The organism is Pandoraea faecigallinarum (genome assembly GCF_001029105.3).
Lineage (GTDB): Bacteria > Pseudomonadota > Gammaproteobacteria > Burkholderiales > Burkholderiaceae > Pandoraea > Pandoraea faecigallinarum.
In genome coordinates this window covers 4,360,280-4,380,100 of the sequence record NZ_CP011807.3, presented here as the reverse complement: position 1 = coordinate 4,380,100, position 19,821 = coordinate 4,360,280, and the positions used below count along the sequence as shown (strand labels likewise).

General features: G+C 66.0%; 19 protein-coding genes and 1 tRNA gene. 7 read left to right on the top strand and 13 right to left on the bottom strand.

What is annotated here, in order from left to right:
* Window positions 1-3: 3 nt before the first annotated feature.
* On the top strand, window positions 4-1,311 hold the full coding sequence (gene waaA, locus AB870_RS19235) for a lipid IV(A) 3-deoxy-D-manno-octulosonic acid transferase (protein WP_047908447.1): 1,308 nt from the start codon (window positions 4-6) through the stop codon (window positions 1,309-1,311).
* Window positions 1,312-1,470: 159 nt separating this feature from the next.
* Here the strand turns inward: waaA and AB870_RS19230 are convergent, their stop codons facing one another.
* The 4 genes from AB870_RS19230 to AB870_RS19215 form a co-directional block, all read right to left on the bottom strand.
* The gene (locus tag AB870_RS19230) at window positions 1,471-3,003 is read right to left on the bottom strand and encodes a TolC family outer membrane protein (RefSeq protein ID WP_237169991.1); all 1,533 of its coding nucleotides are present in this window, start codon (window positions 3,001-3,003) and stop codon (window positions 1,471-1,473) included.
* Window positions 3,004-3,012: 9 nt separating this feature from the next.
* Window positions 3,013-3,336, bottom strand: a complete 324-nt coding sequence (locus tag AB870_RS19225; protein WP_047905920.1) for a rhodanese-like domain-containing protein — start codon at window positions 3,334-3,336, stop codon at window positions 3,013-3,015.
* A gap of 158 nt (window positions 3,337-3,494) precedes the next feature.
* Window positions 3,495-4,163 carry a protein-L-isoaspartate O-methyltransferase family protein gene (locus AB870_RS19220; RefSeq protein ID WP_047905919.1) on the bottom strand — a complete coding sequence of 223 codons (669 nt, stop codon included), beginning with the start codon at window positions 4,161-4,163 and terminating at the stop codon, window positions 3,495-3,497.
* A 208-nt stretch (window positions 4,164-4,371) separates the two neighbouring features.
* A complete protein-coding gene (locus AB870_RS19215; RefSeq protein WP_047905918.1) occupies window positions 4,372-5,064 on the bottom strand; it encodes a TetR/AcrR family transcriptional regulator in 693 nt (230 codons plus the stop codon).
* A 98-nt stretch (window positions 5,065-5,162) separates the two neighbouring features.
* Between AB870_RS19215 and AB870_RS19210 the strand changes: the two genes are divergently transcribed.
* From AB870_RS19210 to AB870_RS19195, 4 genes are all read left to right on the top strand, one after another.
* Complete coding sequence (locus AB870_RS19210; RefSeq protein WP_047905917.1) at window positions 5,163-5,945, top strand: SDR family NAD(P)-dependent oxidoreductase; 783 nt, start codon at window positions 5,163-5,165, stop codon at window positions 5,943-5,945.
* Between the two features lie 137 nt (window positions 5,946-6,082).
* The gene (locus AB870_RS19205) at window positions 6,083-6,358 is read left to right on the top strand and encodes a YkgJ family cysteine cluster protein (RefSeq protein WP_047905916.1); all 276 of its coding nucleotides are present in this window, start codon (window positions 6,083-6,085) and stop codon (window positions 6,356-6,358) included.
* A 151-nt stretch (window positions 6,359-6,509) separates the two neighbouring features.
* On the top strand, window positions 6,510-7,151 hold the full coding sequence (locus AB870_RS19200; protein ID WP_084663891.1) for a DUF1439 domain-containing protein: 642 nt from the start codon (window positions 6,510-6,512) through the stop codon (window positions 7,149-7,151).
* Window positions 7,152-7,196: 45 nt separating this feature from the next.
* Window positions 7,197-8,039: an undecaprenyl-diphosphate phosphatase gene (locus tag AB870_RS19195; protein ID WP_047905915.1), complete on the top strand. Its 843-nt coding sequence runs from the start codon at window positions 7,197-7,199 to the stop codon at window positions 8,037-8,039.
* Window positions 8,040-8,128: 89 nt separating this feature from the next.
* On the opposite strand, the gene trmB is transcribed toward AB870_RS19195, so the two are convergent.
* Complete coding sequence (trmB, locus tag AB870_RS19190; protein ID WP_047905914.1) at window positions 8,129-8,926, bottom strand: tRNA (guanosine(46)-N7)-methyltransferase TrmB; 798 nt, start codon at window positions 8,924-8,926, stop codon at window positions 8,129-8,131.
* 298 nt (window positions 8,927-9,224) lie between these two features.
* Window positions 9,225-9,689, bottom strand: coding sequence for a winged helix-turn-helix transcriptional regulator (locus tag AB870_RS19185; protein ID WP_047908444.1), 465 nt, complete (start codon window positions 9,687-9,689; stop codon window positions 9,225-9,227).
* A gap of 197 nt (window positions 9,690-9,886) precedes the next feature.
* Between AB870_RS19185 and AB870_RS19180 the strand changes: the two genes are divergently transcribed.
* Window positions 9,887-11,104, top strand: a complete 1,218-nt coding sequence (locus AB870_RS19180; protein WP_418303970.1) for an MFS transporter — start codon at window positions 9,887-9,889, stop codon at window positions 11,102-11,104.
* On the opposite strand, the gene AB870_RS19175 is transcribed toward AB870_RS19180, so the two are convergent.
* The 7 genes from AB870_RS19175 to AB870_RS19145 form a co-directional block, all read right to left on the bottom strand.
* Window positions 11,084-11,914 (bottom strand): DUF2894 domain-containing protein, encoded by an 831-nt coding sequence (locus AB870_RS19175; protein WP_047905912.1) that lies wholly within the window; start codon window positions 11,912-11,914, stop codon window positions 11,084-11,086. The genes AB870_RS19180 and AB870_RS19175 overlap by 21 nt on opposite strands.
* Window positions 11,907-12,572, bottom strand: a complete 666-nt coding sequence (locus AB870_RS19170; RefSeq protein ID WP_047905911.1) for an OmpA family protein — start codon at window positions 12,570-12,572, stop codon at window positions 11,907-11,909. The genes AB870_RS19175 and AB870_RS19170 overlap by 8 nt, the downstream gene beginning before the upstream one ends.
* Window positions 12,569-15,433: a DUF802 domain-containing protein gene (locus AB870_RS19165; protein ID WP_047905910.1), complete on the bottom strand. Its 2,865-nt coding sequence runs from the start codon at window positions 15,431-15,433 to the stop codon at window positions 12,569-12,571. The genes AB870_RS19170 and AB870_RS19165 overlap by 4 nt, the downstream gene beginning before the upstream one ends.
* A complete protein-coding gene (locus tag AB870_RS19160) occupies window positions 15,414-16,211 on the bottom strand; it encodes a DUF3348 domain-containing protein (RefSeq protein WP_047905909.1) in 798 nt (265 codons plus the stop codon). The genes AB870_RS19165 and AB870_RS19160 overlap by 20 nt, the downstream gene beginning before the upstream one ends.
* A 179-nt stretch (window positions 16,212-16,390) precedes the next feature.
* Window positions 16,391-17,590: an MFS transporter gene (locus tag AB870_RS19155; RefSeq protein WP_047905908.1), complete on the bottom strand. Its 1,200-nt coding sequence runs from the start codon at window positions 17,588-17,590 to the stop codon at window positions 16,391-16,393.
* Between the two features lie 132 nt (window positions 17,591-17,722).
* Complete coding sequence (locus AB870_RS19150; RefSeq protein ID WP_047905907.1) at window positions 17,723-18,304, bottom strand: TetR/AcrR family transcriptional regulator; 582 nt, start codon at window positions 18,302-18,304, stop codon at window positions 17,723-17,725.
* Between the two features lie 207 nt (window positions 18,305-18,511).
* A tRNA-Gly gene (locus tag AB870_RS19145) sits at window positions 18,512-18,585 on the bottom strand.
* A 176-nt stretch (window positions 18,586-18,761) separates the two neighbouring features.
* Between AB870_RS19145 and AB870_RS19140 the strand changes: the two genes are divergently transcribed.
* Window positions 18,762-19,808 carry a hypothetical protein gene (locus AB870_RS19140; RefSeq protein ID WP_047905906.1) on the top strand — a complete coding sequence of 349 codons (1,047 nt, stop codon included), beginning with the start codon at window positions 18,762-18,764 and terminating at the stop codon, window positions 19,806-19,808.
* Window positions 19,809-19,821: the final 13 nt, after the last annotated feature.

Sequence of the window (19,821 nt, the reverse complement as noted above, 5' to 3'; positions counted from 1 at the left end):
ATGCTGCTGCGTCTCGTCTATCGCGCGCTCTGGTGGATCGTCGCACCGTTGGCCGTGGTGCGTCTGTGGTGGCGCGGGCGGTTCGAGCCGGGCTATCGCCGTCACATCGGCGAGCGCTTCGGCTTTTACGGCACGCCGCCGTACACCGGGCGTGCGCTGATCTGGGTGCACGCCGTCTCCGTTGGCGAGACGCGCGCGGCGCAACCGCTCGTCGAAGCCCTGCTCAAGCGCTATCCGTCGCACGGGGTGCTGCTCACGCACATGACCCCGACCGGCCGTGCCACGGGTGAGGGGTTGTTCGGCGATCGCGTGCTGCGCTGCTACCTGCCGTACGACATGGTCGGGCCGATCCGGCGTTTCCTGAAGCATTGGCGGCCGAGCGTGGGCGTGGTGATGGAGACGGAAGTCTGGCCGAATCTCATCTTCACATGTCGCGAAGACGATGTGCCGCTCGTGCTGACCAACGCCCGCATGTCGGCGCGTTCGTTCCGTCGCGCGGCGCGCTTCGGTGGTGCGACGAAGCCTGTCTTCGGCGGATTCAGCCGCGTGCTGGCGCAAAGCGATGCCGATGCCGAGCGCCTGCGCATGCTCGGCGCGAGCGACGTCGACGTCATGGGCAACCTCAAGTTCGACATGACGCCGCCGCCCGCCCTGCTCGCGCTGGGGGCCCGTTGGCGGGCGCGCTTCGGCGAGCGCAAGGTGTGGCTCGCTGCCAGTACACGCGACGGTGAGGAAGCGCTGGTGCTTCACGCGCGCGCCATGCTTTCGGCGGCGTCCGACGCGGGGCGCCGGTCGTTGCTGGTACTCGTGCCGCGACATCCCCAGCGTTTCGACGAAGTGGCCGCGATGCTCGGGAAGGTGCGCCTCAACTACGTGCGCCGCAGTGCATGGCCGGACGACGACACCCCGTTGCCTGCCGACGTCGATGTCGTGCTGGGCGATTCGATGGGAGAGATGGCCGCATATTTCGCGGCGGCCGATGTCGCCTTCATTGGCGGCAGTCTGTTGCCGCTGGGCGGTCAGAACCTGATCGAAGCGTGCGCCGCGGGCACACCCGTCGTCTTCGGTCCACATATGTTCAACTTCACCCAGGCGAGCGAAAACGCGCTGAACGCCGGTGCCGCGCGGCGTGTGAGCGATGCCGGCGAACTCGCTACGACGCTGGCCGATTTGCTCGTCAACGACGACAAGCGGCTCGCGATGCGCACGGCGGCGCTGTTGTTCGCGAAACAGCACCAGGGCGCGACGGCGCGCACCGTCACCGCGCTCGGACGCTGGCTCGACCGGGGATACGCCGCACCGCAGGAGTGAACGGGAAGATGTCCGATGCTGCGTTCGGACTTCGCCAACAAAAAGCCTCGCATGCTGCCGACATGGCAATGCGAGGCTTTTTGTTGGGCGGGCGGAAGCTTGGGAGTGCGGTCTGCCTCTGCTTCGGTTAGCGCCCTCGGGCGCTGCCTGGCTACGCCTTCACCGGCGAAGCGGCGCTGTCGTTCCCGGCCGGACACCGCGCGCCGGCAGCCCTGTGCCGGCGTCAGCCGGTGCCGGTTCGCGAGCGCCTGCCATGGCGGCGGAGGCGTCCGGATTTTCGGTGAGCAGGGCGTTGAGCAACTGCAAGTCCGTATCGACGAGCGTGGCGGCGCTGGCCTTCAACTGAAGGCTCGAGAGCAGCGTGCTGTAACGCGCCTTGGCGAGATCGCGCCGTGTGGTGAAGAGCTTGTCTTCGGCGTTGAGCACGTCGGCGTTGATGCGAACGCCGACCTGATAGCCGAGCTTGTTCGATGCGACCGACGATTGCGCCGACTGCTCGGCGGCTTCCAGCGCCTTGACCTGCGCCAGCCCGCTCGACACGCCGAGATACGAGGTGCGCGCACCCAGTACGGCGAGCCGTCGCGCGTCGTCCAGATCGCTTTGTGCCTTGTCTTCGAGCGCGAGCGTCTGGCGCATCCTGCTCTGCACCGACCCGCCCGAGAAGATCGGGATACTGATCTGGATGCCGATCTGACCTGCGGAACTGGGGCCTGTGCCCTGACTCGACGGGCTCGACATCGCGGAGGTCAGCAAACTGTTGGCATTGCCGACATTCGAGTGTGCACCCGAGGCAACCAGATCGACCGACGGCAGATAGCCCGACTTCGCCTTGGACGTTTCGCGACGCGCGATCTCCAGCGTCAGCGTCTGCAACTGCACGCCGTAGTTGGACTGCTCCGCCTGCGCGACCCAGTCCGCGACGTTGTTCGGCTCGGGTGACGGCAGCGTCGATCCCGCGCGCAGGGTGGCGAGCGAACCGACGGGGTGCCCGACGATGCGTGCGAACGCCGCGCGACGTACGTCGAGCGTATTCTGTGCGGCGATTTCCTGAGCGGTGGCCTGATCGAAGCTGGCCTGGGCTTCGTTCGCATCGACGATGGTGGCGTTGCCGACCTCGAAGTTGCGTTTGGCGGATGCGAGCTGTTCGGCGATGGCTTGCTTGTGCGTGCCGGCGAGCGCAAGATCGTCCTGCGCGGCGAGCACGTCGAAATATGCGGTGGCGACCCGCAGGATCAAGTCCTGCTGCGCCTGCGCGAAAGCGGCCTCGGCGCTTGCCACCGTCAGCTTGCCCTGCTGGTACGACTGCCAGCTATCCCAATGGAAGATAGGCTGCGTGAGCGCGAGGCTGTAGCCGCTGCTGCCGAAGGTGTTCGAAATGTTGCCGGAACCGTAGTGCGTGTTGACGGTACCCCAGCGTGCGGTGATTTGCGGCAGCAGGGCTGCGCGGGCTTGCGGCAGCGCTTCGATGTTCGCGAGGTATGCCGAGCGGGCGCTGGCGATCAGCGCGTCGCGGTTCTGCGCTTCGCTGTACAGCTGGAGGAGATCGGCCGCCCGAACGGGCGCGGCGTGCCCGGCGAGGGCAAGAAAGGCGAAGAGCGCCGTCGCGGTGGCGAAGGCGCTCGCAGCGCGAGTGTGCGAGGCGGGTGCACACCTCGCCGCGCGGATTCGCGCGGCAATCCTTGGGGGGCGCACGGTCCTGGCTCAGTAAGTCGGCATCGACGGATCGACCTCGCGAGCCCAGGCATCGATTCCGCCGTCCAGATTGAACAGCCGGGTAAAGCCTTGTTGTTCCAGAAACATCGCGGCGCGGGCGCTGCGCATGCCGTGATGGCAAATGCACACGATGGGCGCGTCGGCGTCGAGTTCGTTCAGACGGGCGGGCACGTCGCCGAGCGGCACGTTCTTGCTCCTGGCGATGCGGCAGGTCTGAACTTCCCAGTCCTCACGCACGTCGAGGAGCGTGGGTTGGTCGCGTTCCCCATCCGCGAGCCACTGGTCCAATTGCGCCGGTGTAATGATTTGCATGATGTTCCACGTGTGTCGATTCGATGGCGTCCGGTCCTCGTTCTGCCGCACGTTCGTCCCCAAACGAAGGTGCGCGGGACCGGTCCGCTCACGGCATCCGGCAGGCGCGCAGTCCCGAAGTTCGTGAGGGAACTGCGCGTGCGCGCCGGTCACCGGGCTTAGAACTTGAAGCTCGACGGCTGCGGCGCGACCAGATAGGCCACTTGCGTCTCGAACAGGTTTTCGCGGCGGTATTCGGTCTCGGACACGCGCGTGATGAGCACGGCCTCCATGACCGGGATGCCGCCCACGAATGCGGCCAGACGGCCACCGACTTTCAATTGGTTGAGGAACGCTTGCGGCAGCTCTGCCAGTGCGCCCGAGATGGCGATGACGTCGTACGGCGCGGCGGCGCTCCAGCCTTGCGCGCCATCGGCGTTCACGACTTCCACGTTGGTCACGCCGTTCGCGCGAAGCGTCTGTTGGGCGGCCTGAGCGAGATTGGCGTCGAATTCGACGGTGGTGACGTGGTGAGCGTTATAGGCCAGCAGCGCGGCCATGTAGCCCGAGCCGGTGCCGATTTCGAGCACGTTTTCGTTCTTCTTCGGGGCGAGCGCTTGCAGAATGCGCGCCTCGACGCGCGGGAACATCATGTGCTGGCTCTTGTTTGCGATGGCGGCGCCCGAGAGCGGGAGTTCCACGTCCGTGAACGCGATGTCGCGCAGAGCCGCCGGCACGAAATTTTCGCGCTTGACGACTTTGAGCAACTCGAGCACGTCCTGATCGAGCACGTCCCAGGGACGGATCTGCTGCTCGATCATATTAAAGCGGGCCTGTTCGTAATTCATTTCGATTACTCGTGGGTAGTAGGCAAACACAACCCGGCATTTTACCAGTTCCGGGCGGCGGCCATGATGACGTGTGAACTTTTGCCGCAAATCGGCACGACGGCGGCGGAAGACGGCGACTGGCGATGCACGGCGGTGGCGGTGACGCGCCGCCCGCGCTCAGTCCCTCATGGGGCCGCCTGTTCGCGTCGCTCGTCCATCCGGCATGTCATGCCGCCTTCTCCGGCGGGACATCGGCATGCGGACCGTCGCCCGCCCCTTGGGCGACGCGCTGCAAGTACGCGCCGCACATGGTCGCCATCTGGTCGGCGATCTGGCGGGACAGTGTTTCGTGGCAGACGCCCGCGGGCGCACGATTTTCCAGAATGGCCTTGATCGGGCCGGACATCGAGTTCAGGAACACGAAGGCGACCGTTTCCGGGTCGTCGAACCGGGCATTGTGCGCCGTGCGAAGCATGCCGACGACCGCCGCATGCATGCGCGACGCCGCGCCGGCAAACACTTCGCGTCCGTCCAGATCCTCCGAGAGCCGGTACAACGCCTGCGCTTCCTCGATGTCGCGCATCTTCGCGCCGACATACGCCCATGCCAATTCCCGTGCCATGGCCTCCAGCGATCGCCCACGCGCGGCCTGACAGGTTTGCTCGACCGTCTCGACGATCCGGTCGATATGGCGCTCCAGCACCGCGTACAGCAACACCTGTTTGTTCTGGAAGTACTGATAGAGGGTGCCGACGGATACCCCCGCGCGCTCGGCGACTCGCGTGGTCGTCAACTGACGTCCGCCGTCGAGCAGCAAAACCTGAAGCGCGGCTTCGAAAATGGCGTCGATGGTGACTCGCGAACGGGCCTGCTGCGGCGACTTACGGGGCGTTGCGGGGGATCGGGCGGCCGGTTTCATATGCGAATAGAAAATCTGAAGGATTCTTCATAAACTCGATGCTAACAAATTTGCGAGCGGTCGGGCGCAGAACAACAGGGAATTCGACGGGAGCAGTGATGAAACGGGACGCGATCGAGAATGCGGTGCGCGAGGACGCCGAACGCCACGTGGGAAAAGTGGCGCTGGTGACCGGCGCGACCCGGGGAATCGGACAGGAAGTGGCGCGCGAGCTGGCCGAGGCGGGCATGACGGTGCTTGTGGGCGCGCGCGAAGAGGCGAAGGGCGACGAGGTCGTCGCGCCGTTGCGCAAGGCGGGTTTTCAGGCGGAGACGCTCGTCATCGACCTGTTGCGCCCCGAGACGCTCCATGCGGCGGCGTATCGCATCGGCCGTTATCACGCGCGGCTCGACGTGCTGGTCAACAACGCCGGTGTGACCGATCCGCGCGACGATACGCCGCAGAAGGCGTCCATTGAGGCGGTGGAGCGGATATTCCAGACCAACTTCTTCGGCACGCTGCGCGTGACGCAGGCAATGCTGCCGTGGCTTGCCCGCTCGGAAGCGGCGCGCATCGTCAACGTGTCGAGCGGGCTCGGCTCGCTGGCGCGCAACAACGATCCCGCGTGGGAGCATGCGGCGTTCCGGCAGATCGGATTCAACGCCTCGAAGGCCGCACTGAACATGCTGACGGTGCAGCTCTCGCAGACATTGCGCGATACGTCGATCACCGTGAACTCCGTCGATCCGGGTGCGCCGTCGGATCTCACCGTCGATGCGAGCGGCAAGCGCGGGCGCCAGGGTCTGGCGGACGGTACGCGAAGCGTTGTGATGCTCGCGCTCGGCGAACGCGGACCGGTGACGGGCGGGTTCTTCGATCTGAAGGGCGATCTGCCCTGGTAAGACGTCGTCGCGGCGGCGGCATCCCCTTGCGGCATCCGCTCGCGGCACTCGCGGTAAAATGCGCGGCGCTGAAAAGCGTCGTTCCGCACGGTCGACGCCATGCCATCCCACCGGCCAGCGTCTGCTCATCCACGTTCATGAATTGCCGACCTCACTGCGCGGCGTGCTGCATTGCGCCCTCCATCTCGACGCCCATTCCCGGCATGCCGAACGGCAAGCCGGCGAATACGCGTTGTGTGCAGCTCGATGAGAACGACCGCTGCCGGATTTTCGGAAGCCCGCAGCGTCCGGCCGTGTGCGGGTCGTTGCAGCCCTCGGGCGAGATGTGCGGCGACGACCGCGCGCAGGCGATCGCCTGGCTGTCGCAACTCGAAGCGTTGACAGCGCCTGAGCCGGCCGGCGTTCGCCCCTGACGGCGCTCCGGTCCGTCGATCCACGAATCGTCGTTTCATCGCCGCATCTCCGGCCGATGCGGGAAAGACGCGGGCCAACGTAGGGCCGTGTCGCATGCGGGTGCTATAGTCGCGCGTGTCGGGCGTCTGGCGCCCTGAAGCGGAACGTCTCATGTCGGGTAACACGCATCCGGAACCGAATTTTCATCAGCAGTGCAACGGGCTTGCAAAGCAAGCCGCGCAACGGCGCGCGTCTCACGTATCGCGTCGCCGCTGGCTGACGATGACCGGCGCGGCGGCGCTTGCCGTCGGCCTTGCTGCCTGCACGGGTCTGCCGTTCGGCAACGACTACACATTTTCCGAGGGACAATTGCAGCGCGCGCTCGAACGCAAGTTTCCGTTCGACCGCCGTGTGCTGGCCGTGCTCGACGTCAATCTTTCGCATCCGCGTCTCACGCTGCTGCCGGAGCGCAATCGTCTGGCGGTCGCGGTCGATGCCACGGTGACGCATCCGCTGGGGGGCGCACCGCTAACCGGCACGCTCGCCATCGACAGCGCGCTCGCGTACGATCCGGCCACGCTGTCCGTGGTCCTGCAAGATCCCGAGGTCGAAACCTTCACGATCGACGGCTTGCCCGAGCGCTGGTCGCGTCAACTGAACGCGGCGGGCGCGCTGATCGCGACACAGTTGTTGCAGGGCGCGCCGATCTACACGTTCAAGCCCGAGCAACTCAATATCGGCGGCGCGATGCGTCAGCCGGGCGCGATCACCGTGTTGTCGCACGGCGTGAACGTGAAGTTCGACACGCGTTGAGACTTCCGTCATTCCTCTTACCCAAACTCTTCAGGAACGCATTGCATGGACTTGTTGCTGGCGCTCAAAGCCGTCATTCTCGGTGTGGTCGAAGGTCTGACCGAATTTCTGCCGATCTCCTCGACGGGACACCTGATCCTCGCAGGAAGTCTGCTGAACTTCAACGACGAGAAGGGCAAGGTCTTCGACATCGTGATTCAGTTCGGCGCGATTCTGGCCGTGTGCTGGGAGTTCCGCGCAAAGATCGCTCAGGTCGTGCTGGGGCTGGGCAGCGAGGCGAAGGCGCGCCGCTTTGCGCTCAACGTCATCGTCGCGTGCGTGCCGGCCATCGTGCTTGGGCTGTTGTTCGGCAAGCACATCAAGGCGGTGCTCTTCAATCCGCTGGTGGTGGCTACTGCATTCATCGTCGGCGGCGTAATCATTCTGCTCGTGGAGCGTCACAACCGTGCCAACGAAGCGGCGGGGAAGTTGCCCCGCGTGACGTCGATCGACGACCTGAGCGCGCTCGACGCACTGAAAGTCGGCTTTGCGCAGTGCCTCGCGCTGGTGCCGGGCACGTCGCGCTCGGGCGCGACGATCATCGGCGGCATGATGTTCGGGCTGGAGCGCCGTGTGGCGACCGAGTTTTCGTTCTTCCTCGCGATCCCTATCCTGTTCGGCGCGACGGTCTACGAACTTTACAAGTCGCGCTCGACGCTGGCCGTCGAGGATTTCGGCCTGTTCGGCGTCGGCTTCGTCTTCGCGTTCATCAGTGCGTTCATTTGCGTGCGCTGGTTGCTGCGCTACATTGCTTCGCACGACTTCACGGCGTTCGCGTGGTACCGGATCGTGTTCGGCCTGATCGTGCTGGCGTCGGCATACAGTGGGCTGGTGGTCTGGGCGGACTGAGTTTCACGTCGCCGCACGCCGCATGAAAAAGGGCACCGCCGTGCCCTTTTCACTATGTGCCGACGTTGATTATCGTCGCCTATCGCCGCTCATCCGCGCTTGCGAAACACCAGATCCCACACGCCGTGGCCGAGGCGCAGACCGCGATTCTCGAACTTCGTCACGGGACGATAGTCCGGGCGAGGCGCGTAGCCGGCTGCCGTATTTTCCAACGATGCTTCGCCGCCGAGGACTTCGAGCATCTGCTCGGCATACTCCTGCCAGTCCGTCGCGCAGTGCAGATAGCCGCCCGGTTTCAGACGTGACGCGAGCAGCGCCACAAACGGCGGTTGCAGCAGTCGACGCTTGTGGTGACGCTTCTTGTGCCATGGGTCGGGGAAGAACACGTGCACGCCGTCGAGCGAGCCTTCCGGCAGCATGTGCTCGACGACCTCCACGGCATCGTGCTGCACGATGCGCACGTTCGAGAGCGGTGTCGTGCCGATGAGCTTGAGCAGCGCGCCCACGCCCGGCTCGTGCACTTCCACGCCGAGAAAATCGTCTGCCGGACGCAGCTTTGCAATGTGTGCGGTGCCGTCGCCCATGCCGAAGCCGATTTCCAGAATGCGCGGCGCGCCCGCGCGTCCGAAAGCCGTGGGCCAGTCGAGCGTCTCGGGGATGTAGGGCAGCACGAACTTGGGGCCGAGTTCGTCGAAGGCGCGCTTCTGCGCTTCCGAGCTGCGCCCGGCACGTCGCACGAAACTGCGAATGCGTCGCGGGTGTGCCACGCCGTCCGGGCCGACGTAGGCATCGGCGTCGCCTTCGGCGTGGGTTGGCGACGTACCGTTCTCGTCGTCGTCGTGAGCCGGTTGCGCGTCGTCAGCCGGCGGATGTCCGTGGTTCGTCATGGAAGCAAAAAGCCGTCTGGACGACGGCTTGTCGAGGAATGCTGCGGCGGGCGGCAGCGTTGGCAGTCTTGCCCGAGCCGGCGCCCAACACGATGATTTTCAATGGAAAATTCCCGCGCCGTGGCGGTGGGAACGGGCTCGATTATCCACCGGAACCGCCTCCACTGGCAAGCCGGCGCCCGCGTTGGCGTTCGCCGTGGTGTGCACTTGTGTCGACCTGGATCCCCGCGTCGGTCCTCGTGGCGGCATCTGCCGCCCGCACCTTGGCCGCCGACGGCGGCGTGCCCTTGTGGCGGTGCTAGCTCGGGCGAACGACCTGCGTGTGTTCCGGCGCGACGGGCTGCCCATCGACGGTACTCGGCTGCAATTCGGCCAGCGGTTTGCCGGTGCGTGTGTCGATGAGCGTCGAGTGCCGCTCGCGCTCTCCGAACCGGTATTTCTCTCCCCACTGCCGCAGCGCCACGATGAGCGTGAAGAGTTCGCGGCCCTGCGGTGTGAGCACGTATTCCTGATACGACGTGCCGTCCGACGCGGGCTGCGCCGAGAGAATGCCCGCCTCCACGAGCGTGCGCAAACGCGTGGTAAGCATGCTGCGCGCGACCCCAAGGCTGCGCAGAAAGTCGCCGAAGCGCCGCACGCCATCGAAGGCGTCGCGCACGATGAGCAGACTCCAACGGTCGCCGATCACGTCGACGGTGCGGGCGACGGGACACGCGTCGAGCGAAGACGCCGGCGCGATGGAACGGGAACGGCTTGCGGTCATGAAGGGATGCCCTCCGAAAAATAACGTCATAAGCGACGTCACAAGCGATGCCAGAGGCATCGCCAGAAAAATCAGGTTTCATTTTAAGACTGCTTTGGCTATGATCCAACAGGTCTTAATTTGATACCGGTTTTCGCGCCGATTCGGGAGTCTTCATGTCATCGAGTCAACCTACGAACGCTGCATGCGCATCGAGCATGCCTTCCACAATGCCGGACAGCGCCCGTCGCATGCCGCGCGCGCTGGTGGCGGTCTTCGCGTGCGCGGCGGGTCTGAGCGTCGCAAACGTGTATTACGCCCAGCCGCTGCTCGACGCCCTCGCCAGCGACTTCGGCATCTCGCAGGGGGCGGCGGGCGGCGTCATGACGGCAACGCAGCTCGGCTGCGCGCTGGCGCTGCTGTTTCTCGTGCCGCTGGGCGACCAGTGGGAACGGCGGCGATTGATGCTCGTGCAATGGGGCGTGCTGACGGTGAGCCTGCTCGCGGTATCGGTGTCGACATCGGCCGTGGCGCTGTTGGCGGGCATGGCGCTCGTCGGCATGCTGGGCACCGCGATGACGCAGGGCCTGATCGCCTATGCGTCGAGCGCGGCGGGCGAGCACGAGCGCGGGCGCGTCGTTGGGGCGACGCAGGGCGGCGTGGTGGTCGGCTTGTTGCTCGCGCGTGTGATGTCAGGAGCGATTGCCGACATCGCCGGATGGCGCGGCGTGTATCTCGCGTCGGCGCTGGCAATGCTGGGACTCGGCGTGGTGCTGTGGCGCGCGCTGCCGCATCAGGCGGCGCGGGGCGCGCGACAGCGCTACGCCGCGTTGTTGAGGTCGATGTTTGGCCTGCTTCGCGAAGAACGCACGTTGCAGATTCGCGGCACCCTTGCGTTGCTGATGTTCATGGCGTTCAGCATTTTCTGGAGTGCGCTGGTGTTGCCGCTGTCCGCCGCGCCGTTCCACTTCTCCCATGCGACGGTGGGGGCGTTCGGCCTCGTTGGCGCAGCGGGAGCCCTGGCGGCGGCGCGCGCAGGCCGTTGGGCGGACCGGGGATGGGCGCAGCGCACGACCGGCGTGTCGCTGGTGTTGCTCACGCTCTCGTGGCTGCCGCTGGCGGGGCTGCACGCCTCGCTCGTGTGGCTTGTGGTGGGGGTGTTGTTGCTGGATCTCGCAGGGCAGGCGATTCACGTCACGAATCAGAGCCTGATCTTCGCGGCGCGCTCCGATGCACCGAGCCGTCTCGTCGGTGCCTACATGCTGTTTTATGCAACCGGAAGCGGTGTGGGGGCGGTCGCGGCGACGGCGACCTATGCGGCCCATGGCTGGCTGGGCGTGTGCCTGCTCGGCGCGGGCGTGAGCGCAATCGCGCTGGTGTTCTGGGGCGCGACGTTGCGCGCTATGCCGTCGACATCAGCGGGCCTTCGCGCGTGACGGCTTGGCGGGCGCCGCGCTGCGGGCGGCCGCCTTGTTGCCGAAGACGCCTGTCGCCTCCATGTCTTCGAGCCACGAGAGGGCGTCGGCATGGCGCAGGAAGTGACGCAGATAGTCGGGCGAGACATCGTGCATGAGCGACAGTGCACGGTGCACGAGATGGCTGGAATTGAGCGGCCCGGCATTCTCGGGCACCTGTGCGAGTGACTGGCGCAGATTGCCGTCGGTGCTCAGCTTCGACCACGTCTCGCGGAAATATTCGAGGACATCGAGGTCTTCAAACGCGTCGTCCGTGGCGATGACCGTTGGTGTGATCGCGACAGGGGACGGAGCGGACGGTGCAGCCGGCCGTGTCGGCAGCGACGCACTACCGTCGGCTTTTGACGCCGTGCGCGGTGGCCGGGCCGACGTCGCCGACGTCGCCGCGGTCGACGTGGTCGATGTGGCCGACGCGGTCGACGTGGTCGAAGGCTTCGTGGTGCGAAGCCGTGCCGACGCCGCGGACCGTTCGCCGGCGCCGGGCCGTTGCGCCATGCTCGCGGTCAGTGCGACGAGCGGCGACGCCGCAGCGTTCGGTGCAGCCGGGGCGTGCGAGGCGACCTTCGCACTGTCGAGCCCCTTCGAAAAGTCGCCCATGAGGACACCGAGGCGCTGGTCGAGCACACGGCGTACGTCACCGCTGAACGCCTGTGCGCGACGCGAGAGCGCCTCGATGCGATGAAACCGGGCCGGGTCACGTTCGTGCAGCCCTTGTGCGCGCCACGCCGCGAGTTGTGTCGTGATCGCGTCGGCGTCTTCGTGCTCACGCATTCGGCTTCCCCGCGTTGCTCGCGCTGCTGCGCGGCATCGGTGCGATTTCCACACGACGGTTCTTCGCGCGTCCGGCTTCGTTGGCGTTCGATGTCACCGGTTGTTCCGCGCCGAAGGCGGCGGAGAAGACGGACGAGGGCGGCACACCGGCGGCGATCAGCTCGCGCGTGACGGTCAGCGCGCGTTGTGCCGACAACTCCCAGTTGTCCGCGAAGCGGCGGTTCGTCTCGCGCACTTGCTGGTCGTCGGTAAAGCCGCTGACCATGAGAATCTCGTCGCTTGCCCGCAGATAGGCGGCGAGCGGCGCGGCCAGACTGCGCAGCACCTCACGGCCCTGCGGTTGCAACTGATCGGAGTTCAGGGCGAACAGCACGTTGCCGCTGATGCCGATACGGCCGTTGACCAGTGTGACGCGTCCACCGGCGAGTGGCCCGGCGAGCGCTTTTTCCAGCGTCTCGCGGCGCTGCGTCTCGACCTGACGCTCCTTCACCTCGCGCTCCAGCTTGGCGGACAGTTCGATCTGCACGCCGATCACGCCGAGCATGATGAGCACGAACGCACCCAGCATCACGGACATCAGATCGCCGAAGACGGCCCACGTCGGCGCGGCGGCACCGACGTCGCCGTGCGCGATGTCCGCGTCGAAATCGTCCCTCATGCCGCCACGCTACCCGGTTGCGCGTTCGCCTGCGACGCCGCCTGCGAGCGCATCTGCGCCAGGTCCTGAAGGTTCTCGAGGATCTGCTTTTGCGACATTACGCTCAACTCCACGACTTCGCGCGCCTGTGCGACGTAGTAGCCGAGCTGCTCGTCGCTGCGCGCCATCGACTTGTCGAGCGCGGTTTCGATGCGTCGCAGATGTTCGAGCAGTTGCGTGTTCGATTCGCCGAAGGACTGCACGGCGGCGCCGAAGGCGTCGCCAAGGCTCGCGATTTCGATGACGCTGCTGGTGACCTGCGCGGACGCTTCCGTGAGTTTCTCCGTCTGCGCGGCGATGGCGTCGCCGAGATTCGCTCCGGCGCGTTCGAGCAGTTGCGCGGACGTCGTCACGAGATCGTCGACGGCGGCACGCTGTTCGTTACCCGCGTGCCTGACGGTGTCGAGCAGCGTGCCCAGCGTGTCGAGCAGTCGCGAGCGTTCTTCCAGCATGGCGTTGTCCCGCGCCATGCTGTCCGAGAGCTTCTGACGCAGTTCGCCGATGATTTCGGCGGCGGCCTTCGGGGCTTCGGAAGCGGTCTGCACGAGACGTGAGATTTCCGCGATCGTGTCGCTCGCGCTGGCGCGCGTCTGTTCGGACATCTCCAGCGCCGTACGCGCGAGCGTGTCGCAGATCGCCTGTTGCTGGCTGGCCGTTTGCGCGCCGATCTGCTGCCATTCGGAGCGCAGCGTGGCGAGCGTGCCTTCGAGCGTTTCGGTCCAGACGGACAGCCGTTGCGTCTCGCGCTCGGCCGTTGCGTCGTGATGGGCGGCGTTCGCCGCATTGAGCGCCTGGAGCAACGACGCGCTGTGTTCGGTGAAGGCCTGTGTCGTCGCGGTGACGAGCTGCTGATTGCCGTCGGCTAGACGTTCGTTCGTGCGGGCGTGCGCCGTCACCGCGTCGCGCCACGTTTGTGCGACGTTGCTCGACGTCGCGTCCATTTGGGCAGAAACGTCCTGGAGCAACTGCGACGCGCGCGCTTCGAACGTTTCGGCGAAGCGGTCGAGGGCGACGGCGAGGTCGCGCGCGAGGGCGTCATTGGCCGTTTGCTGCGCAGCGATCGCCTGCTTCCACTCGCCGGACACCACGGCGGCCGTCTCTGACACGCTGTGCATGGCGCCCTCCGCCCGTCGGCTCACACCGTCGACCAGATGCGCCGCGCGCTGCTCGAACGTGTCGGTGAAGCGCGTCAGTGCGGCGGCGAGCTCGGTGCTCAGTGCGGCGTTCGCCTGCTGCTGCAACGCAATCGACCGGTCCCAAGCCTGCGCCACGCGCTCGTGCGCGCCGCTTACGTTGCCGCTTGCCGCATCGAGTTTTGCGGCGACGTCGCCCAGGAGCGCGCTCGAACGGGCTTCGAACGTCTGCGCGAAGCGCTCCAGCGCGGCGCCGAGCGATTGCGTGAGCGCGTCGTGCGATTGTTGTTGGCGGCCAAGCGCCTGCTCCCATGCCTGCGCCACGGTGGTCTGCGCCGTGGCGATGCTGCCGGTGGCGTTGTCGAGGCGCGTGGCGACATCGGCGAGCAAACCGGCCGAGCGTGTCTGGAACGATTCGGTGAACTGCGCAAGCGTGGTGCCGAGTGCGCGGGCGAGGGCGTCGTTCGTTTGCTGTTGCGTGGCGAGCGACGTTTCCCACGTCTGCGCGATCCCGGCGTGAGCCGCACCGACCTGCCCCGTGGTTGCGTCCAGGCGTGCGGCGATGCCGTCGACGAGTTGCGTCGAGCGCGCCTCGAACGTCTGCGCAAAGTCGCCGAGCGCGGCACGCAAATCGGTTGTGAGCGATTCATTGGCGCGCAACTGAGCGTCGAGCGAATCCTTCCAGACACTGGCCACGCGCGCCGTCGTCGCTTCGAAGCGATCCGACAGGCCGTCCATACGGTCTTGCACGGCGGCGGAAACGGTCTGGTGCCATGTGGCGGTCTCGCGCGCCAGGCTTGCCATCGTCGCTTCCACTTCCGGACGAATCGCCGCACCGGCCGCGCTGGCGGTGGTGGCGACGCTGTCCTTCAGGTATTGCCGCATCGCGTCGGTGAGTTGCGCGTAGGACTCGTCGGTCCTGGCGTGCAACGCATCCTGACTGGCGACGAGGCGCTCGCCGAGCGCCTGATTCTGGCGCTCCATCGCGGCCATCATGTCTTGCAGACGGTCGACGAGCGCCGGCATGACCGCCGCTTGTTGCTGAAGCAGTTGCAGCGTGGCCTCGCGTTGATGCTGCTGGGAAAAACCGCGCAGCGTCGTAACGATACGGGCGTCGAGCGACTGGACGACTTGCGAGCGTTCCTTGCGGGCGAGCGCGGCGAGCAGGCCGAGCATGGCCGACGTTGCCACCCCGGCGACCGATGTCCCGAAGGCAAAGCCGAGACCCTTGACCGGCGACGCGAGCGAGGCCCGTATCGCCTGGAGATCGGTCGCGCCTTCGAGGGCGATACCGGTGCCGCGCAACGTGGCCGCCATGCCGAGGAAGGTGCCGAGCATGCCGAGCAGTACGAGCAGGCCGACGAGATACGGCGTGAGCGCCGGGCCGGGCAGGCCGACGCGCTCCCCTTCGACGCGCAGACGCACCGAGGTGCGCAGACCGGCGGGCAGCGTGTCGAGCCATGACGGCAGCGACGTGGGCGTGGTGCTCAGGCCCGCGACAGCGCGCGCGAGGGCGTTCGTCGACTGGTGGAATCGCTTGAGTTCGAGCGCGCCGATGAGATAGACGGCGGCAATCAGCAGGGCGACGGCGAGTGCGAGGGTATTGGTGCCGGCATAGCCGATGGCGATCCAGCCTACGACGGCCAGTCCTGCGACAAAGGCAACGAGATCAACGAGGTAACGGGTCATGTTGTCCGGGTTCACTAACGTTTTCGCCGGTGGCGGCCGAAGCGAGGGCGGCAATCAGCCCCTCGACCGGTTCCAGGCGTATATCCAGTTCCGCGAGCAAAACGCTCTGCATGTCCCGGTGGAAGGTGTCGAGCCATGTGCCGGCGGGTGCGAGCGCCGGGGCGCCGGGCACGCGCGGGGCGGCCATCGTCGCCTGCTCCGTGTCGCGCAATCGTACGAAGTGCCCTTCGAGCAAATTCGGCACGCTCGCAAGCAGTGCGCGCTCACGTGCGCCCATCACGCGCTCCATGACGGCATCGACGCTGGCGAGGCGCGCCGCGGCGGGCGACTGCGCGGCCAGTTGGGCGCGCAGGCGGGTGCGCAGGGCGCTGATCGCCGTGTCCATCGTCTGTTGCGAGGTCGCATAGCGTTGCCGATACGCCGGGAATTCGGCGAACGACGCGGCGCGCTGCCGCTCGGCGGCGCTCAGAGCGCGGATTTGCCCGCCGGGCGCGGCAGCCAGACCGCAATCGCGCGCGATGGCAGCCGCAAGCTCCCCGCGTACACGGGCGAGTTCACTGGCCGGGGCCTGCGCAGGCGCACGCGCGCCGGGCGTTGCCGCCGGCGGGTTGGCTTTCAGGGCCGACGAGAGCGCGATGGCGTCGGTCCAGCCCAGCCACTGGCTCAGGCGGTCCGAGAGCGAGGGCGCGGCCTCGGGGGGCACGAACGCGCTCAAACGGGCCAGCGAGCGTATGAGTGTTGGGGCGCTGATAACGGGACGCCGGGACACTTGCACCATTCCACTGGGGGTCGAAAACCCAGCAGTTTACACTGCGCGCGCCCTCCGGCAGCAGACTGACCGTTGCGGCGAGTGCTTCGCCAAAAGCCCGGCTGCGATTTTCCCCGGTTTCAGGAAAACAATAAGTGCTTTCGGAAGTCGCCGATCCGTTCATGTGACCGGCGACGCACGCCGTCGAATCAGGACGTCGAGCAAACCGTCTCGGGCGCTTGGGCAAGACCCGAGCGCAGGTAGGGCAACAAACTGGCAAGACCCGCGGCTGCCATCGCGGCGCCGATCCACAGCGGCGCGCGCATGCTGTAGCCGGCGTCGATAGCGGCGCCCCCGGCCCACGTTCCGAAGGCGAGGCCCGCCGTGATCACCGACGTGTGCATCGTATTGACCAGCGGACCCGGGGCGGCGGTGCGCATCACGCGTGCCACCATGGCCGGATTGAGCGAGACCCCCGTGAGCCCGATGGCGGCGAACGCGGCGATACCGACCGGTGTCAACTGCGCCCAAAGCGCAAAGCTGATGAGCGCGAGTGCAAGCACTGACAAACCCACTACGAGGACTGTCAGCGTATGGCGGTCCGCGAACCGTCCGACCACGGCGTTACCGACGATGTTGGCGATGCCGTACATCGCAAGCAGATTCGGAATCGATGCCGCCGAGATGCCCGCGACATTCAGAAAGATCGGCGAGAAGTAGCTGAACGCGGCAAATGTCGCGCCGATAATCAAACCGCTTGTCGCGAAGGCGGCCCACAGCGGGCGATTCAGCAGCGAGCGAAATTCCGCCGACAGGCTGATGACGTCCTTATCATGCGCCTCGCGTTTCGGCGCCCAAAGCGCGACCGCCACCGTGCAAAGCGCGGCGAGCACGGCAACGAGCCAGAAGCTCGCGCGCCAGCCGTAGTGTTGCTCGATGAAGGCCGTGAGCGGCACGCCGACCACCGGCGAGAACATCAGGCCGCCGAGTACGAACGACGCGGCCCGCCCCCGAACCGACGGCGCGACGAGATCGGCGCAGAGCGTGAGCGCCACACCGAAGGTCGCCGAACTCGCCACGCCCATGATGATTCGCGCGAGCGCCATCACTTCGTAGCGGGTCGACATCGCGGCAAGCACGCCGCCCGCGACATTGATCGTCAACAGCCAGACGAGGGCACGCTTGTGCAGCGTGCGCAATGCGAGCAGCAGGGCGGTGAGTACCGGACCGCCGATGGTCATGCCGAGCGCATAGAGCGAAATCAGGTTCCCGATGTCGCCGATGCCGACGTGCATCGCATGGGCGAGCGCGGGCATCATCCCGGCGACCATGAATTCCGCTGTCGTCATGGCGAAGACAGTGAGTCCCAACAGGTAGACGACGGGTGGCATTGTCGATTTTTGCGTCATAACTTTAATGATCGTTCCATATTTGCGGACAAGAACGTCGCCCGCGAGGGGGTGGATAAGGTTGTCAGGTGTTTGGGGTGACGGGTTGCGCGAGAAGGAATGCAGTGGGGCGTTGTGCCGGGCGGGCACACGTCAGAGCTGATCGAGGGTGCCTTCCATGATGCCTTCGAGGAAAGCACGGTCGCAGACGGTGCGTCCGAGCGCGCGCAGTCCGTAGTAGCTTGACAGGAATGTACGGGCGACGACGACGGGTGAGCGTTCGGTGGCGAGTTCGCCGCTGTGTTGACCGACGGCGATCAGATGGACGAGCACCTGTTCGATGCGGGTGAAGTAAGCCTGACTGATTTGCCGGACTTTCTCGTCCTTGGCGCCGCGCTCGAAGGCGGCGAAAAGCGACATGCAGCCGCGCTGCCGGGCAGGGTCGAGCTCTTCGTCGATGCCCGATTGCATGAGGGTGCGCAGCCGGTCCTTGACGAGACCGGGCGCATTGAGAATATCGGCTTGCTTCTGAAGGCCGAGCGTCTGGTAGCGCTCCAGGGCTTCGTGATAGAGGTTGAGCTTGCTGCCGAAGGCGTTGTAGAGGCTGCCGCGGCCGAGGCCGGTACATTCGACGAGCGTTTGCGCGGACGTGCCTTCATAGCCATGCGTCCAGAATGCATCCATCGCGGCGTCGATGACGGCAGCGTCGTCGAATTCTCTGGGTCGTCCGCTCATGATGCGCCTCGCCGGTCTGGAGGAATGGAAATAGCGATGCGCACGGCGCACCGATCCGATGGCGTGACTATAGGTGATTTTTTGACCGGACGTTCAAATAACCGGGTGCCGGTTGTGGGTTTGGGAGGAGGGCGGAGGGCGCGACGACGGAGCGCCGCACCGGAAAACAAAAAAGCCGTCACGAGGACGGCTTCTTCGGGAATTCTTTGGAGCGGGCGATGGGAATCGAACCCACGGCTCTAGCTTGGGAAGCTAGGGTATTACCATTATACGACGCCCGCTCTGGCGCACTGAGTCGAGAAGTTTAGCATAGCTTCGTGAAGTCGAGTCGCAATGTGGGGCCGACTGGGCTGCTCCCGCACAAGCCCAACGCCATCCTTCAAATGAACGATACCTCCGCCTCCGATCGCCTCCTAAAATCCCTCGACACATAAATCCGGCACTTCGGGGGGCACGTATGATCAAGGCTCACGCGCAACGACTTCAATTCATCGCGGCGGGGCTTGCTTCGCTGCTGGCCGGCTGCGGACTGCCTGGTCCGACGCATAAGGGCGGCGCGCTGGTTGCGCTGGAGAATCGTCCGGACTGTGGGGTGTACGGCGTTTGGGAGCGTTACACCTGGTCCGGCGAATGCGAGGGCGGTCTGACGAGCGGGTCCGGTACGCTGCTCGGCTACGGCGGCTCTACCCTGATGCTGCGCTATGAAGGCGAGATGAAGGCCGGTCTCCGCGATGGCATGGGCGAGATGTGGATGAACGCCGAGAAGTTCAACGGCGGCCCGGTCACCCGCGCCGGGCGCTTTTCTCGCGGCAATATCGTCACAGGCTCCGAAACGAACAACTACAGCGTACGAACCTACGCCGACGGCAAGAACGCCAGCACCGTCTATACGGCTCAAGAAAGCGAGTCGTCCTCCGGGGTCGGCTCCGCGCTTGCCCTCGTCGGTGCGGCCATGCAGGGCGTCGCCGCCGGCGGCGGCAAGAACGCAGCGCAACTTGCGGCACTGGGCAGTGCCATGCAAGGCACCGCCCAGCCCGCCGACATGCGTGCATCTTCAGGACCGTCGAACACGTCCCCCGCCTCGAACTTCGGCCTCGATCCGACGGTGCCCGCCGTCAACCAGTGCGTCAGCCTCAAACGCACGAAGTACTCGGTGAGCTTCACCAATACGTGCAACTACCCGGTGGCCGTGCGCTACTGCTTCACAACCCTGTCCGGCGCCAGTCAGGTCGACGCCAGTAGCGGAACGCTGAAGGACTCGCTCTGCGGCGTGAAAACGGCCTATCCCAGCGGGACGCCGTCGATCATGCCGGGAGGCACCGACACGCAGTCGGCGCCGAATAACGCCGCGCCCATCCATTTCATGGCATGCCCGTCAAGCGACATTCGCGCGCAAAACCACATCGAGTGGGACGGCAGCTCGCTTCGAGGCACCTGTGGCGGTGTGATCGGCAAGGAGAGCGCATCGAACGGCCCCGCCAGAAAGGCAGGGGCGGTTCGCTAACAAGAGCATATTC